Origin of the sequence: Natronomonas sp. (assembly GCF_046483325.1) — an archaeon.
Lineage (GTDB): Archaea > Halobacteriota > Halobacteria > Halobacteriales > Haloarculaceae > Natronomonas.
This window is the reverse complement of the sequence record NZ_JAWODL010000038.1, coordinates 53,058-69,030: the sequence shown is the minus strand read 5'-3', so window position 1 is coordinate 69,030 and position 15,973 is coordinate 53,058. Positions and strand designations below refer to the sequence as shown.

General features: G+C 64.4%; 15 protein-coding genes and 1 pseudogene. 10 read left to right on the top strand and 6 right to left on the bottom strand.

Annotated elements, in window-relative coordinates:
- Positions 1 to 245 precede the first annotated feature (245 nt).
- Positions 246 to 1,571, top strand: coding sequence for a D-aminoacyl-tRNA deacylase (locus tag R6U53_RS10690; protein WP_410322350.1), 1,326 nt, complete (start codon positions 246 to 248; stop codon positions 1,569 to 1,571).
- A 52-nt stretch (positions 1,572 to 1,623) separates the two neighbouring features.
- Here the strand turns inward: R6U53_RS10690 and R6U53_RS10685 are convergent, their stop codons facing one another.
- Positions 1,624 to 1,776, bottom strand: coding sequence for a hypothetical protein (locus tag R6U53_RS10685; protein ID WP_410322349.1), 153 nt, complete (start codon positions 1,774 to 1,776; stop codon positions 1,624 to 1,626).
- A gap of 150 nt (positions 1,777 to 1,926) precedes the next feature.
- Positions 1,927 to 4,524: a calcium-translocating P-type ATPase, PMCA-type gene (locus tag R6U53_RS10680; RefSeq protein ID WP_410322348.1), complete on the bottom strand. Its 2,598-nt coding sequence runs from the start codon at positions 4,522 to 4,524 to the stop codon at positions 1,927 to 1,929.
- A 218-nt stretch (positions 4,525 to 4,742) separates the two neighbouring features.
- On the opposite strand from R6U53_RS10680, the gene ftsZ reads away from it, so the two are divergent.
- The 3 genes from ftsZ to R6U53_RS10665 all read left to right on the top strand — a co-directional run bounded on the left by ftsZ (position 4,743) and on the right by R6U53_RS10665 (position 6,598).
- Positions 4,743 to 5,900, top strand: coding sequence for a cell division protein FtsZ (ftsZ, locus tag R6U53_RS10675; RefSeq protein ID WP_410322347.1), 1,158 nt, complete (start codon positions 4,743 to 4,745; stop codon positions 5,898 to 5,900).
- 84 nt (positions 5,901 to 5,984) lie between these two features.
- Positions 5,985 to 6,158, top strand: coding sequence for a protein translocase SEC61 complex subunit gamma (locus R6U53_RS10670; RefSeq protein WP_410322346.1), 174 nt, complete (start codon positions 5,985 to 5,987; stop codon positions 6,156 to 6,158).
- Positions 6,158 to 6,598 carry a transcription elongation factor Spt5 gene (locus R6U53_RS10665; RefSeq protein ID WP_410322345.1) on the top strand — a complete coding sequence of 147 codons (441 nt, stop codon included), beginning with the start codon at positions 6,158 to 6,160 and terminating at the stop codon, positions 6,596 to 6,598. The genes R6U53_RS10670 and R6U53_RS10665 overlap by 1 nt, the downstream gene beginning before the upstream one ends.
- A 17-nt stretch (positions 6,599 to 6,615) precedes the next feature.
- Here R6U53_RS10665 and R6U53_RS10660 read toward each other — a convergent pair whose 3' ends face one another.
- Positions 6,616 to 6,927, bottom strand: a complete 312-nt coding sequence (locus tag R6U53_RS10660; RefSeq protein WP_410322344.1) for a hypothetical protein — start codon at positions 6,925 to 6,927, stop codon at positions 6,616 to 6,618.
- A gap of 81 nt (positions 6,928 to 7,008) precedes the next feature.
- On the opposite strand from R6U53_RS10660, the gene R6U53_RS10655 reads away from it, so the two are divergent.
- On the top strand, positions 7,009 to 7,776 hold the full coding sequence (locus tag R6U53_RS10655; protein ID WP_410322343.1) for a PHP-associated domain-containing protein: 768 nt from the start codon (positions 7,009 to 7,011) through the stop codon (positions 7,774 to 7,776).
- Here the strand turns inward: R6U53_RS10655 and R6U53_RS10650 are convergent.
- Entirely contained in the window at positions 7,773 to 8,261 is a 489-nt protein-coding gene (locus tag R6U53_RS10650) for a metal-dependent hydrolase (RefSeq protein WP_410322342.1), read from the bottom strand. The two genes, R6U53_RS10655 and R6U53_RS10650, sit on opposite strands and share 4 nt — an antisense overlap.
- 49 nt (positions 8,262 to 8,310) lie before the next feature.
- On the bottom strand, positions 8,311 to 8,805 hold the full coding sequence (locus tag R6U53_RS10645; protein WP_410322341.1) for a CinA family protein: 495 nt from the start codon (positions 8,803 to 8,805) through the stop codon (positions 8,311 to 8,313).
- Positions 8,806 to 8,911: 106 nt separating this feature from the next.
- Here R6U53_RS10645 and R6U53_RS10640 point away from each other — a divergent pair.
- From R6U53_RS10640 to pan2, 5 genes and pseudogenes are all read left to right on the top strand, one after another.
- Positions 8,912 to 9,924, top strand: a pseudogene (locus R6U53_RS10640) (pyridoxal phosphate-dependent aminotransferase).
- A 43-nt stretch (positions 9,925 to 9,967) separates the two neighbouring features.
- Entirely contained in the window at positions 9,968 to 10,888 is a 921-nt protein-coding gene (locus tag R6U53_RS10635; protein ID WP_410322340.1) for an NAD-dependent epimerase/dehydratase family protein, read from the top strand.
- 25 nt (positions 10,889 to 10,913) lie between these two features.
- Complete coding sequence (truA, locus tag R6U53_RS10630; RefSeq protein WP_410322339.1) at positions 10,914 to 11,714, top strand: tRNA pseudouridine(38-40) synthase TruA; 801 nt, start codon at positions 10,914 to 10,916, stop codon at positions 11,712 to 11,714.
- A 61-nt stretch (positions 11,715 to 11,775) separates the two neighbouring features.
- On the top strand, positions 11,776 to 13,566 hold the full coding sequence (gene pepF / locus R6U53_RS10625) for an oligoendopeptidase F (protein ID WP_410322338.1): 1,791 nt from the start codon (positions 11,776 to 11,778) through the stop codon (positions 13,564 to 13,566).
- A gap of 119 nt (positions 13,567 to 13,685) precedes the next feature.
- The gene (pan2, locus tag R6U53_RS10620; RefSeq protein WP_410322337.1) at positions 13,686 to 14,903 is read left to right on the top strand and encodes a proteasome-activating nucleotidase Pan2; all 1,218 of its coding nucleotides are present in this window, start codon (positions 13,686 to 13,688) and stop codon (positions 14,901 to 14,903) included.
- Between the two features lie 31 nt (positions 14,904 to 14,934).
- Here pan2 and R6U53_RS10615 read toward each other — a convergent pair whose 3' ends face one another.
- Positions 14,935 to 15,864, bottom strand: coding sequence for a branched-chain amino acid transaminase (locus R6U53_RS10615; RefSeq protein WP_410322336.1), 930 nt, complete (start codon positions 15,862 to 15,864; stop codon positions 14,935 to 14,937).
- Between the last annotated feature and the right edge of the window lie 109 nt (positions 15,865 to 15,973).

Here is a 15,973-nt window from a genome sequence, read left to right as displayed (position 1 = left end):
TGGTCCGCTGAGAATTCTGCCAGGATGAATGAGCGGTTCGCCGACCCAGATGTCGCCGCCGATCCGCGCTCGAGCAACGGAACGGCACGATTCGTGCGCTCGTCCATCCTACTCGCTCAGTAGCGATTCCGACGGTCGGCGGCGTCCGTTTTTAAAAGCACACTTTGATACACCCCATGTTGGGATATAGAATCCGGTTGGCGTCGGATCACACGCCCTTTGTCCATCGCCCTCGGAGTGACGGTATGCTCGCTGTCGTCGTTTCGCGCGCGGACGAAGCGTCCGAACACATCGGCGAACACCTCCTCGAACTCGCCGAGTGGGAGGAACTCGAGGACGAACGCAGATCGGACACCAACGGCGGTGGCCGGTACTACCGGTCCGAGGGCGTCGAACTCCGGACGTTCGATGACCTCCACATTCACCTCGACGGCGTCGCCGCCACCTTCGGCGATCCCGATCTGTTGGTCTTCGCCTCCCGACACGCCGGAAACACCGGGCCGTTGCTCACCGCCCACGCCACCGGAAACTTCGGCCCGGCCGAATACGGAGGTCGCGACGGATCGCTCGCTCGCGCTGCCCCGAACGCGCTCTCGGCCGTTCGTAGCGCGCTCGAAACACACGTGCCGTCGGGATACGGCGTCGGCGTGGAGTGTACCCACCACGGCCCGAGCACCGTGGGTTGTCCGTCGCTGTTCGTCGAAGTGGGTAGCGACGAACCGCAGTGGCGCGACTCGGCGGCCGCTCGGGCCGTTGCGCGCGCAATCTTGGACTTGCGCGGCGTCGCGTCCCACCGCGAACGGACGGTCGTCGGCTTCGGTGGCGGCCACTACGCCCCACGATTCGATCGCGTGCTTACAGAGACGGACTGGGGCGTCGGTCACATCGCGGCCGACTGGGCGCTCGACGAGATGGGCGATCCTCACGAAGCGCGCGCGGTCGTCGCCAAGGCGTTTCAGATGAGTGGGACCGAGTTCGCGCTCCTCGACGGTTCCCACCCCGATCTCGAATCCACCATCGAGGATCTTGGGTTCGAATGCCTCTCGGAGACGTTCCTCCGGGAGACCACCGGCGTTCCGCTCGATCTCGTCGGGCGAATCGAGCGAGCGATCGGTTCGATCGACGACGGGGTCCGCTTCGGAGCGCGCTTGGAGACGTACGACGGTGACGTCCTCACTCGGGCCCTTCCCGCGAAACTGCTCGAGGAGGTCAACGGGATCGATCGAGGTGCCGTGAGGGAAGCGGTCGAGTCGACGGTGATCGCCTACGGGACCTCCGAGGGCGGATCGCTCGTCGCTGGTCCGGTCGCCCTTTCGGACGCCGACGAGTACCGCACGGCGATCCACGAACTCGCAGCCATCCTCGAGGACAAATACGACGTCGTCGATGTGCGAGATTCCGACGTGTTCGTCCGACGGGAGGCGTTCGATCCGGAACTCGCCCGGGCGGCCGGCGTCGAGGATGGCCCCGCATTCGGGCGGCTTTCGGCCGGCGAACCGGTCGAGGTCGATGGATCACAAATCGCGCCCGACGACGTCCGAACGACGCGCGAGCGGTGCTTCGAGATCTGAACCTACTCGGCGTGATCGTCGATCGTTCTCCGAGGCCGGTGTCCTGGGGTGTTTATCCAGCTACCAACAGGTTGAGGACCGCGACGACGATGCCCGTAAGACCCATCCGGACGCCGGCCACGATCACGTTTTGTTTCGAGACCGAGCCGAGGTACGCGCCGAAGAGCAACAACACGGCGATCCCGATACCGACGCCGACGAGCACAGCTTCGAGCAGGCCAATCGAGTCACTGTTCAGCGATTCTGGGGCGGTTTGATTCGCTCGATCGGTCTCTCACTCGAAGACGAGATGCCGTGTATCCGGGCTCGTAAGGCGAACATCGATCCCCGCGTCCTTAGTTTCGAGTCCGTCGTGTCATCGATGGGCGGGCGGGCGGTGACGGGACGGGTCTTTCCGAGTGCTCCGCCTGATGAGCGCGGCGATCGCGAGATAGACCGGGAGGCAAACGACGAGCACGACGGCGATGATACCCCAGTCCGTCGGATCGAGCGGGACCGTTCCGAAATATCGGTTGAGGGGCGTATACAGTACGGCGAACTGGAGGCCGATCGATCCGGCGACCGCGACCACGAGCCACGGGTTCGACAGCGTCGGCGTCTCGCGCAGCCAGCGGATGACGTAGAGCTTCTCGAACTCGAGGAAGACGAAGCCGGTGAAGACCATCGTCATCGCGTACGGCGTGACGACGTCTGCCCCGTCGAGGGTGAAAACCATGAGCGCGAGCATCAAGACGGTCGTGACGCCCCCGGTAGCGCCGATCACCCCGAACATTCGACGGCCGATGATCCCCCGCTCGGGGTCGCGCGGCGGTCGGTTCATCACGCCTTCGCTTTTCGGATCGGCACCGAGCGCCAGCGCCGGCAGTCCGTCGGTCAACAGGTTGATCCAGAGCAACTGGACGGCCGGCAGAATGAGGTAGCCGTACAGCGAAGCAATAAACACGAGCGCGACCTCAGCGACGTTCGCGCTGAGTAGGTATGCGACGAACTTCCAGATGTTGTCGAAGATCGCTCTCCCGCGTTCGACGGCGCGTTCGATCGTCTCGTAGTTGTCGTCCAAGAGGACGATGTCCGCCGCCTGTCTCGCGACGTCGGTGCCACGAATCCCCATCGCGACGCCGACGTCGGCGCCTTTCAACGCCGGTGCGTCGTTGACGCCGTCGCCGGTCATCGCGACTTCGTGGCCGAGGTCCTGCAGCGCACGGAGAATGCGAACTTTGTGTTCCGGCGACGTCCGAGCGAACACGTCGACGGATTCGACGTGATCCCGGAGCGTCCCTTCGTCCATCCGTTCGATCTCACTGCCTTCCAACACTTCGGTGCCGATCCCGAGCGCGTCCGCGATCGCGCGGGCGGTCCGCACATTGTCGCCGGTCACCATCTTCACGGCGATACCGGCGTGCGTCGTCGCGGCGATGGCGTCGGCGACCTCCTCACGCGGTGGGTCGATCATCCCGGACAGCCCTACGAAGGTCAGTCCCTCCGCGAGATCCTCGACGTTCGTCGGTTCCTCGCGGTACGCCATCGCCAGAACGCGAAGCGCGTCGTCGCCGAACTCCCGAACGGTCGTTTCGATCCCGTCGCGAACGTCGTTAGTCAGGTCGACAGGGCCCTCGGCGGTCAGTATTCGGTCGCAGTTCTCAACGACGACCTCTGGTGCGCCTTTGACGTATCCGACGTCGCCGTGGAGCGTCCCCATCCACTTTCGCTCGGAGGAAAAGGGCACTTCGTCAGTTCTCGGGTGTTCTTTTTTTAGGTCTCCGATGTCTATCCCTCGCCGGTCGGCCACCTCCAGGAGTGCCTGCTCGGTCGGATCGCCGTCTTCGAGGGTCGAATCGTTACAGAGCACACCGATCTTCAAGAGCAGTTCCTCCCGTTTCGAGGGAGGATCCGGGGCGTCGGTCACGTCGACGACCGCCTCGTCCATCCAGAGTTTGTCGACCGTCATCTGCCCCTTCGTGAGCGTCCCCGTTTTGTCCGTACAGATGACGTCGACGGAACCGAGCGCTTCGACGGCCGGAAGCCGACGGACGAGCGCTCGCTCGTCGGACATCATCCGGACGCCGAGTGCAAGCGTGAGCGTGACGACCGCCGGCAAACCTTCCGGAACCGCGGCGACGGCGAGCGATACCGCGGTAAGTGCGGCCTGCACCGGCGACGTTCCACGAAGGAACAAAAGCGGTGCGACAAACGCCGAGAGGATGAGCACGCCGATTCCGAGTTTGCGACCCAACTCGTCCAGTTCGCTTTGAAGCGGCGTTTTCCTCTTCTGCGTCGTCGCGAGCCGTTGGGCGATTTCGCCGACTTCCGTCTCCATCCCTGTCTCGGTGACGACGGCGACGCCCTTGCCGCGGCTGACGTTCGTTCCTTTATAAATCATGCTCCTCCGCTCCGCCAGCGGCGTCTTCGGTTCGACCGGGGCCGTCGATTTCGAGACCGGAACGCTCTCGCCGGTCAGCGCCGCCTCGTCGGTCTCGAGATCGGTCGCGTCGAGCAACCGGCTATCGGCCGGAACGACGTCGCCGCTGCTCAAAACGATCACGTCTCCGGGGACGAGGTCGGACGCGTCGATGTCACGGAGGTCGCCGTCCCGTCTGACCGCGGCGGTCGGCGCGGCCATGTCGCGGAGCGACTGGAGACTCCGCTCGGCCCGATAGTCCTGTAAGAACCCGAATACTCCGTTCGCTGCCACGATGATCGCGATCAGGACCGCATCGATCGCGTGGCCAACCCAGATCGAGAGCCCGACGGCGGCCACGAGAACCCAGATCAGAACGCTGTCGAACTGTTCGAGAACGATCTCGAGCGGTGACCGCCCGCCGTCGTGGACGAGATCGTTCTCCCCGTGCGTCTCGAGTCGTCGCCGAGCTTCGGCACTCGATAACCCGTCCGGCTGTGAGCCGAGATCCTCGAGAACGCGCTCTGACTCCAGTCTGTGCGGCGGATCGGGCATAGGCGTCGTGTTCAGTTCGTAGACTGATAGGCCTACTCCCGCCCAGCGTCTCGACGTCCGATCGACACCTCGTCACCGACGAACCGTCGCCGACTCTGAATTGATATCTCATTATTTGGTTTATATTGTGGCGCGCACCCCGGTGGCCGGGCGAACGTCTGACCGCCGTCTGACGGCCAGGGAAAGATACTTTATGCGCGTACGCTACAACGGCGACAATGGACTCGATTATCGAGGACGCTATCGAAGAGGCCGAGGAGGATGGGGAGGCCCCCGCCGGGGAGGCCACGTCCGCCACGGCGGAAACGACTTCCGACGTGAAAGGCTCCGGAACGATGACCGACGAGGAACTCGCGGAGGTCGTCAAGGACCTCGAAACGAAGATCACTGTCGTCGGCTGCGGCGGGGCCGGCGGTAACACCGTCACTCGGATGGCCGACGCCGGCATTCACGGCGCGAAACTGGTCGCGGCGAACACCGACGCCCAACACCTCGCCACGGAGGTCGACGCCGACGAGAAAATCCTCATCGGCCGACAGCGAACCGGCGGCCGCGGCGCGGGTTCGGTCCCGAAGATCGGCGAGGAGGCCGCCCAAGAGAACTTAGAGGACATCAACAACTCCATCGACGGTTCCGATATGGTCTTTATCACCGCCGGACTCGGCGGCGGAACCGGCACCGGTTCGGCCCCCGTCGTCGCACAGGCCGCCCAGGATCAGGGCGCGCTCACCATCGCCATCGTGACGATTCCGTTCACCGCGGAGGGCGAACGTCGGCGAGCGAACGCCGACGCCGGTCTGGAGCGACTCCGAGCCGTCGCCGACACGGTCATCGTGATCCCCAACGACAGACTGCTCGATTACGCGCCCAACATGCCGCTGCAGGACGCGTTCAAGATCTGCGATCGCGTTCTCATGCGCTCGGTGAAGGGGATGACCGAACTCATCACGAAGCCCGGCCTCGTCAACGTCGATTTCGCCGACGTGAAGACGATCATGGAGAACGGCGGCGTCGCCATGATCGGGCTGGGCGAATCCGATTCGGAGAACAAAGCGCAGGATTCGATCCGCTCTGCGCTTCGCTCACCGCTTCTCGACGTCGAGTTCGACGGCGCACAGAGCGCGCTCGTCAACGTCGTCGGCGGCCCCGACATGTCGATCGAGGAAGCCGAGGGCGTCGTCGAGGAGATCTACGACCGCATCGACCCCGACGCGCGCATCATCTGGGGCGCCTCGGTCAACCCCGAGTTCGACGGCAAGATGGAGACGATGATCGTCGTCACGGGCGTCGAGAGCCCCCAAATATACGGCAAGAGCGAGGCCGAACAGGAGCGCGCGGTCACCGCGGGCGGCGACGACATCGACTTCGTCGAGTGATCGCCGCTCGGTGCGAACTCCCGTTCGGAAACGACTCCTGTACGGATCAACAGGTAGAAAACCCCGGAGACGGAACGGGTCAGTATGAATACGCCCACTGACCTCACATCGTACGTTCGCGTGTTGAAACTCGCGAGCACGCCCTCGTGGGACGAGTTCTCGAAGATCTCGACGATCTCGGGGCTCGGCATCCTGCTCGTCGGCTTCATCGGCTTCGTCATCTTCGCGATCATGACCTTCGTCCCGGGTGGTCCGTGATGTCGATCTACGCGATCAAGACGACGGCGAGCCAAGAGCGCACCGTCGCGGACATGCTCATCAACCGCGAGGAGTCGTCGATCCACGCCGCGCTCGCGCCGGACGCGCTCACGAGTTACGTGATGGTCGAAGCCGACGACACGGGGGTCATCGAACGGGCGCTCGAGGACATACCGCACGCCAGAACGCTGGTTTCCGATCGCCCTTCGCCGTTCAGCGAGATCGAACACTTCCTCAGTCCGAAACCGGACGTCGAGGGCATCGCGGAGGGTGACATCGTCGAACTGATCGCCGGTCCGTTCAAAGGCGAGAAGGCGCGCGTCCAGCGGATCGACGAAGGAAAGGACCAGGTCACCGTCGAACTGTACGAGGCGACGGTCCCGATTCCGGTCACCGTTCGCGGCGACCAGATACGCGTTCTCGACTCCGACGAACGGTAGGATCGGTTCGCTGTTTCTCAGGCTTCGGTGGCTGTTTCCCGTTTGTCGCCGCCGAGTCGTCGCACTACCGCTTCGATGTCGGCTTCGGCTTCGACCTCCGTGATCGCCGTCTCGCGAAGCCGAATGTCGTCTGTATCGGCCTCGTAACTGCGGAGATACTCGGCCCGCGAGTGCTCCGAAAAGGCGTGTCGGATCGCGAAGTAGCCGTCCGGGACGGTCGTTCCGCAGACGGCACACCGGTGTCGTTCGTGTTCGTTTGCCTGATGAACGAGCAGATCCTCGGCGTTATCAGTCGCGTAATCGCAGTCGCCGATGGCACACTCCCACATACGCGGCCCGTCGTGGTCTTGACATAAAACCTTTCGTACAGAATCGCAACCGATAACGCCCCTGCGCCCGCCGTTGCGGATATGTATCGGTTTCGTCTCGACGCACACGTGAAGGTACTCGGCGAGGAGGTGGTCGAGCGGGCGAAAGCGCGTGGGTTGGACGCCATCGTCTACGCGCCGCACTTCGTCCGCCTGCCGGAGATCCGCGCTCGCGCCGAGCGATTCACCGACGACGAGCTTTTGATCGTGCCCGGTCGTGAGGTGTTCACCGGCGATTGGCGGAACCGAAAACACGTGCTGGCACTTGGCCTCTCCGAGCCGGTTCCGGATTTCATCACGCTCGAAGGGGCGATGGCCGAGTTCAAACGGCAGGGTGCGACCGTCCTCGTGCCGCATCCGGAGTTCGCCACTGTTAGCCTCGAAGCACATGACATCCGCGCCCATCGCGACCGAATTCACGGCATCGAGGTGTACAATCCGAAATACCTTGCAGGGCACGCCGAACGCGCCCGCGAACTCGCCGCAACGTTCGATCTCCCGGCGTTCGGTTCGTCGTACGCCCATCTCCCGAACACCGTCGGCGAGGTGTGGACGGCCTTCGATGGGTCATTCGAGACCGTCTCCGAGGTCGTTGCGGCGCTTCGTGACGGCGTGTCGCGTTCGGTGTACCATCGGTCGGGTCCGCGACACCGGGTGCGGTGCGTCGCGGAGTTCGCCCACCTCTTTTATGAAAACAGCTGGGGAAAGGTCGACCGGCTCTTTCTGTCCGGAACGGAGCCGACGCATCCGGAGCACATCGCCTACGGGGGGCGTTTCGACGCCGTGAGCGTGTATATGGATACGGACTAGATCGGGAGCGGAGCCGCGACGCCACTTAGGTCGACGTACTCGGGGAGGACGTGAACGATCGCGAACGCGGCAGCCAACTCGACGCCCGTGACGACCAACGTGACCACGTTCGCGAACCGACTCGACGTCGTCACGCCCGAAGGGAACCCGTACTCCTGGCTCGACAGCGGATAAAACAGCGCGATTCCGCGCCGACTGCCGAGATAATCGAGGACGTAGTGGGTGAGCACGCCGATCCAGACGTAGCTGAGGTTTTCGAACACGAGCGGAAACGCCGCGAATATCGCGAGTACCGGGAGGTTGTGCAGCGTCTTGCGGTGCTTGCCGAAGGCGGTATCGACGTCCGGAAACAGCGCGCCGAGCGTGACCGGAATCGTCACGGCGACGACGGTCCGAAGCGTCTCGACCGTCCCGGACGGTTCGAGAACGAAACCGAGGCCGATCCCCAAGAGCGCGGCGTTGAGAACGTGTCCCTCCTTGTTCATACCGGCCGAATACCCGCCGTGATAAAAGGGTATTCGCTACGCGGTGGCGTCAGACCGACTCGACCGCGGCGAGTAGATCTGAGAGCGCCTGCTCGGCGATCTTGCGTTTGATCTCCCTTCGACTCCCGTCGAAGCCGTACCGCTCGACCCGACACCACGATCCGCCGGTTCCCCACCCGTCGGCGTACGCGACGCCGATGTAGGCCGTCCCGACCGGTTTCTCGGCGGTTCCGCCGGTCGGTCCAGCGATCCCCGTCGTCGCGACGCCCCAGGTCACGTCGGCCGTATCTCGGACACCGCGAGCCATCGCCTCTGCGACCGGTTCGCTGACCGCGCCCTCCCCGTCGAGCAACTCCCGGGGGACGGCGAGCGACTGGAGTTTGGCGTCGTAGCTGTAGGTGACGACCGATCGGTCGAAGTAGTCGCTCGACCCCGCCACGTCCGTGAGCAGCGATCCGATGAGCCCGCCCGTACAGGATTCGGCGGTCGCGACGAACTCCCCGCATTCGCGGAGGGCGTCGCCGACCGATTCTTCGATTGCCATGTGCGGTGGACGGTCGCCGCGGACTTGAAACCGCGCGACTGTAGACCCAACATTGTCACCGATGCAAAAGCGATAGACCGAGGTACGGACCGCGCCAGGCGCCGGCATGGACGACTACGAACGGCCGCTGTTTTTCCACCTGATGAAGTACGCGGCCGAGGCCGAGCGGGACGTGGTCGATATGGTGTCGGGTAACCCCGACTGGGAGCCGCCCGATGCGCTTCGGACCGGACTGAAAGCGTACGCGGACGGGACGCCCGACGAGTTCCAGTCTCCGCCGAGCGACGGTCTGGTGGCCCTCAGAGAGGAGATCGCCCGACGAGATCGCCATGGCCGATCCAGTCTATCCCTACTACCACAAGCGCACGGAGATGCTCGACGCGACGCCGACGTTCGTGTCGAGCGACCCGGACGGGACGCTCGATCCCGTTGCCATCCGGGACGCGGTGGACGAGGACACCGCGGCGATCGTGATCAACTCGCCGAACAACCCGACCGGCGGCGTCTACGGTCGGGAAAGGAAACGCGAACTCGCCGCGATCGCGGAGGCGTCCGATGCGTTGCTCGTCTCCGACGAGGTGTACAATCGGTTCGTTTACGACGAGGGAGCGTTCGAGACGGCCCTCTCGTTGGACTCCGAGAACCTCGTCGTCACCAACGCGTTCTCGAAATCGATGGCGATCACCGGGTTTCGGGTCGGCTACGGCATATATCCCGCGACACTGACTGACGTCGTCCGGACGAGACACATGCTCGTCAACGTCGCCGGTTCGCGGCCTGCCCAGCGGGCGGCCCTCGACGCGCTTCGGGAGACACCCGAGTCGTACTACGAGCGAAATCGACGGTTGCTTGACGAGCGGATCGGGACGTTCTGTGCGGCCCTTGATCGCGCGGGCGCCGAGTACAGCGCGCCCGAAAGGCGGCTTCTACGTGATGGCGCGCTTCGACGGGTATCCAGGAACACTCGAAAATACGGAGCGGTTGATCGACGAGGCCGGGGTCGCCGGCATGCCCGGGGACGTCTTCGGCGACTCGCGCGCTCAGTGGTTCCGGTTCGTGATCGTGACGCCACGAGCGGAGGAGGCCGCTGATCGGTTAACCGCGTATTTCGAGCGGTAGGCTCCGAATACTTATCACGATCTCCCCCCCCGGAGAACACACAATGCAGAACGCTTCGGTGCTCGTCACTGGCGGGGCGGGATTTATCGGCGGCCACATCGCACGAACGCTCGTCGACGACAACGACGTGGCGATCTTCGATATCGTTCCGGAGGCGCCACACCCCGACTGCGAGGTGATCGAAGGCGATGTCCGCGACTCGGACGCCGTCGCGGCAGCCGTCGAAGGACGCGACGTCGTCTTTCACGAGGCCGCGCTCGTCAGCGTCGCCGAGTCGGTCGAACGGCCGACCGTGAGCCACGAGACGACCGCGACGGGAACGGTGAACGTCCTCGACGCCGCCCGAACGCACGACGTTCGAGTCGTTGTGGCCTCCAGTGCGGCGATCTACGGCCGGCCCGAACGGACGCCGATCGACGAGGGGCATCCGCTCGAACCGACCTCGCCGTACGGCGTCGACAAACTGACCGCCGACCACTACACCCGACTGTACGCCGACCTCTACGGGCTGGAGACGGTCGCTCTGCGATACTTCAACGTCTACGGGCCGGGCGGAACGACCGGCGATTACGCGGGCGTCATCGACGTGTTCCGCCGGCAGGCACGCGAACGCGAGCCGATCACGGTCCACGGCGACGGCACCCAGACGCGGGATTTCGTCCACGTCGACGACGTCGTCGCCGCGAACCTCGCGGCCGCAACGGCTGACTCGGAGGCGTTCGGTCGCGCGTTTAACGTCGGCACGGGCGAGTCGGTGACGATCCGCGAGCTGGCCGAACTGATCCGCTCGGCGCTCGACAGCGACTCCGAGATCGTCAACACGGATCCGCGCGAGGGCGATATCGATCACAGCCGGGCCGACATCTCCCGGGCACGGCGGGTACTGAACTACGAACCGGACGTCGATCTCGAAGCCGGATTGCGGCGGCTGGTTGGTGCGAACGCGCGCGAACAGCATATATAACCGCCCCGACCGACACCGCGAGAGTATGCGCGCTTTCCGAGTGGCCTACGACGGCTCCGACTATAGCGGCTTCCAGCGCCAGCCGCACGGCGAGACGGTCGAGAACGCGATCTTCGCGGGGCTCCGCGCGCTCGGCATCGAGTTCGACGGCGGCGCCCCGGTCGACTACGCGGCCGCCGGTCGGACCGACGCCGGCGTGTCGGCGCGCGCCCAGACGGTCGCCTTCGACGCGCCGGCGTGGCTCTCGGCGCGCGCGTTCAACAGCGAGCTCCCGGCGTCGATCCGCGCGTGGGCCGCCGCCGACGTGATCGGGGCGTTTCACGCAACGCACGACGCCACGGAGCGACGCTATCGGTACTTCCTCCACGCGTCGACGGCCGACGACGAACTGGCGCGGGACGCCTGCCGGCGGCTATCCGGCGAACGCGACTTTCACAATTTCACGCCGGACGACTCCGGCACGGTTCGGGACCTCTCGGTTTCGATCCGACGCGACGGCGAGTTCCTGGTGATCGACTGTCGGGCGGGCGGCTTCGCCCGACAGCTCGTCCGTCGGCTCGTCACGGGGATCGAGTCGGTCGCACTTGAGCTCCGTGAGCCGGCGTTTATCGATCGCGCGCTCGGCCCGAAGCCGCTTTCGGGGCCGGAAGGAATCGCCCCAGCCTCCCCCGAACCGCTCGTGCTTCTCGACGTGTCCTACCCCGGTGTCGAATTCGAGCTCGACGCCGAAGCGCACTCGATCGCCCGCGAGATATTCCAGCGGCGTCGAACGCGGCGGCTCGCGACCGCCCGCGTCGCCGGGTCGTTGTTGAACGACGAGCCGTAGTCGGTTATCGATCTTCGCCCGACGACGACGGGTTTAGGACGATGCTGTCCGTAACGCGGGTATGAGTTCGGTTCCCGAGCGGAGCGACATCGCCGAGGAGTACATCTGGGATCTGGCCGACCTGTTCGTCGACGATGACGAGTGGGAGGACGCCTACGAGACGGCGGCCGACCGGATCGACGAGCTATCGGCCTACGAGGGTCGCGTCACCGAAAGCGCGGCGACGCTCGCGGAGATCCTCGACCTCCAGGAGTCGATCATGCGCGAGGTCTCGAACGTCGCCGCCTACGCGCGGATGCGTCGCGACGAGGACACGACGAATCAACGCTATCAAGCGCTGACGGCTCGCTCACAGTCGCTCGCGGCCAACGCCTCCAGCGCAGCGAGTTTCATCGAACCGGAGCTTCAGGACGCAGACCGCGAGACCCTCTCGACATTCATCGGGAGGTGCCCCGACCTCGAACCCTACGAACACTACTTCCACGACGTGTTGAGGATGAAGCCCCACACCCGATCGGCGGAGATCGAGGCGTTACTCGCCGATCTGAGCGAAGTGACGGGGGCCGCAGGCGACGTGTACAACATGCTGACCAACGCCGACATGACCTTCCCGACGGTCGAGGGCCCCGACGGTGACGAGCGGCAGATCACGTTGTCGAACTTCGCGAAACTGCAGAAACACTCCGATAGGGCGTTCAGACGGCGGGTTTACGAGGCCTTCTACGACGAGTGGGCGGAGTACCGAAACAGCGTCGGCACCGCGTACAAAAACAGCGTCAAGGCCGACGAGAAACTGGCCGCCGCGCGAAACTACGAGTCGGCGCGCCAGGCTGCGCTGGACGGGCCGAACGTGCCAATCGACGTCTACGACACGCTCGTCGACACCGTCGAGTCGAACTTGGACGTGCTCCATCGACACGTCGAGTTGAAACGCGATGCGCTGGGCGTCGACGAACTCCAGATGTGGGACCTCTACGCTCCGCTCGCCGAGGGTGAGAGTCCCGAGGTCGGGTACGACCGCGCGCGGGAGTATGTCATCGAGGCCGTCGAACCGCTCGGTGACGCGTACGCCGACCGGATGGCCGAGGGGCTCGATTCGCGGTGGGTCGACGTCTACGAGACGGCGAACAAACAGTCGGGCGCCTACAGCGGCGGGACCTACGACAGTCAGCCGTACATCCTGATGAACTACCAAGATGACATCGTCTCGATGTACACGCTCGCCCACGAGCTGGGACACTCGATGCACTCAGAGCTGACGAGCGAAACGCAACCGTACGTCTACTCGGGCTACGAGATCTTCGTCGCCGAGGTCGCCTCGACGGTCAACGAGGCGCTGTTGACCCGCCATCTGCTCGACACCGTCGAGGACGATCGGTTCCGCAGGCACGTCCTCGACGAGTATCTCGAACGCTTCCGGTCGACGCTGTTTCGACAGACGATGTTCGCCGACTTCGAACACCGCGCGCACGAGCTCGAACTCGACGGGCAGGCGTTGACGCCGGATCGGCTCGAGGACCTCTACGGCGGGCTAAAGGCCGACTATTACGATCCCGCCGTCGTTGACGACCGGATCGCCCGCGAGTGGATGCGGATCCCGCACTTCTATCGGGCCTACTACGTATATCAGTACGCGACGGGCATCAGCGCCGCAAACGCCATCGTCGATCGGATCGCGACCGAGGGGGAGTCGGCCGCTGTGGACTACCGAGAATTCCTCCGGTCCGGCTCGCACGAGTATCCCCTCGAACTCCTCGAAACAGCCGGCATAGACATGTCGTCGTCCGAGCCGGTCGAGGCGGCGATCGACACGTACGACGAGATGGTTGATGAGTTCGCGTCGCTGACGTAGCCCGCGGATCCTGGCGTAATTAAAACGACACAATTCGCCGTAGTCTCCGTATTGGCAAGTACCGCAAACATCTCCCCCACCCAAAGGTCCTTTTAATCTCCGGCGACTATCGCACGATAATGTCGCATAGCCCCTCGCTCCCGGACCGCCCGACGCTCAACCTCGACCCCGACATGCCGGTCGACGAGCGTCTGGCCGCACTCAGGGAGCATTACGTCGACGTTTCACGGGTTCACGACGAGCTTTCAAATCAACTCGAACTCGCCCGCGACCGCCAATCCGAACTCCGCGAGGACGTTACGGAACTACAGAAGGAAAACGAGGCGCTGAAAACGTCCTCGCTGTATCTCGCCACCGTCGAGGAGCTGACCGACGATCAGGTGCTCCTCAAACAGCACGGCAACAACCAGGAGGTCCTCACCGACGTCTCGCCGCGACTGTACGATCAGCTCGAGGCCGGCGATCGGGTCGCGATCAACGACTCCTTCGCGATTCAGACGATCCTCGACGCCGAGACCGACGCCCGCGCGCAGGCCATGGAGATCGCCGAAAAGCCGGACGTCACCTACGACGACATCGGCGGCCTCGAAACGCAGATCACTGAGGTCAGAGAAGCCGTCGAGGATCCGCTTTTGAACCCCGAAGCCTTCGAGAAGATCGGTATCGACCCGCCGACCGGCGTGTTGCTGTACGGTCCACCCGGGACTGGAAAGACGATGCTCGCGAAGGCCGTCGCGAACCGAACGGACGCGACGTTCATCAAGATGGCCGGCTCCGAACTCGTCCAGAAGTTCATCGGCGAGGGCGCACGGCTGGTCCGGGACCTCTTCGAACTCGCCGCCGAGCGCGAGCCCGCCATCATCTTCATCGACGAGATCGATGCGATCGCCTCGAAACGGACCGAGTCGAAGACCTCCGGAGACGCCGAGGTCCAGCGGACGATGATGCAGTTGCTCTCCGAGATGGACGGCTTCGACCGCCGCGGCGACATCTCGATCATCGCGGCGACGAACCGCTTCGACATGCTCGATCGGGCGATTCTCCGCCCCGGCCGATTCGACCGACTCATCGAGGTGCCCGAACCCGACGTCGAGGGCCGAACGCAGATTCTGTCGATTCACACCCGTCGGATGAACCTCGCACCTGGCGTCGATCTCGAACGGATCGCTGAGGACACCGAGGGCTTCTCGGGTGCGGAACTCGAAAGCCTCGCGACCGAATCCGGGATGTTCGCCATCCGCGACGGCCGAACGGAAGTCACCCGCGAGGACTTCGACGCCGCCCTGCGAAAGATCGAACGCGACGATTCGCCCGGCATGCCGGTCGCGTTTTACTGATCGATCCAGTCCGCCTCTTTTCGCTTCGGGCTTAGACCTCGAGGAACCACTCGCCGTAGCGGTCGAGTTTCCCCTCGACGAGGTCGAAGAACTGCTGTTGGAGCTCCTCGGTGATCGGACCGCGACTCCCGTTGCCGATCTCGATGTCGTCGACGCTTCGGATCGGCGTCACCTCGGCGGCGGTGCCGGTAAAGAACAGTTCGTCGGCGGTGTACAGTTCGCCGCGGCCCATCGACGCCTCGTCGTGGACGGTGTAGCCGAGGTCGCGGGCGAGTTCGATGACCGTATCGCGGGTGATGCCGTCGAGCGTCGATTCGGAGACGCCGGTCGTGAACAGCTCGCCGTCGTTGATCATGAAGATGTTCTCGCCGGGGCCCTCCGCGACGTTCCCCCCCTTGTTGAGGACGATCGCTTCGACGTAGCCGTTTCTGCGGGCCTCCTCGCCGGCCAGCATCGAGTTGAGGTACGGCCCGGTCGCCTTCACGTTGGTCGGCAACTGGCTGGAGGCGTGTTTGCGCCACGAGGAGACCATCACGTCGACGCCCTCCTCGATCGCCTCCTCGCCGAGATACGCGCCCCACGGCCAGCAGGCGATGGTCGTCCGCGTCGGGCAGTCCTTCGGCGAGACGCCGAGGGAGTTGTATCCGTAGTAGACGATCGGTCGGATGTAACACGACTCTAGGCCTTGCTCGCGGATGAGCGTCAGCGTCGCGTCGGTGAGCGTCTCACGCGTGTGATCGATGTCGTGATCGAGCACCTTCGCGGAGTCGAAGAGCCGGTCGAGGTGTTCCTCCCAGCGAAACAGCGCCGGTCCGTCGACCGTGTCGTAACAGCGAGCCCCTTCGAAGACGCCGGTTCCGTAGTGGAGCGAGTGGGTCAACACGTGGGTCTGTGCGTCGTCCCAGTCGACGAACTCGCCGTCCATCCAGATCGTGTCGACGTCCATGTCGTCGAAAGCCATGCTTCGTCTGTGGGCGGGCCCCGTAATGAGTGTTGACGATTCGTGCGATCCGTCCACGGCTCTCACCCCGCCGCCGGAGCGAAAATCAGGGGGGTTATGCCCCGAGGGC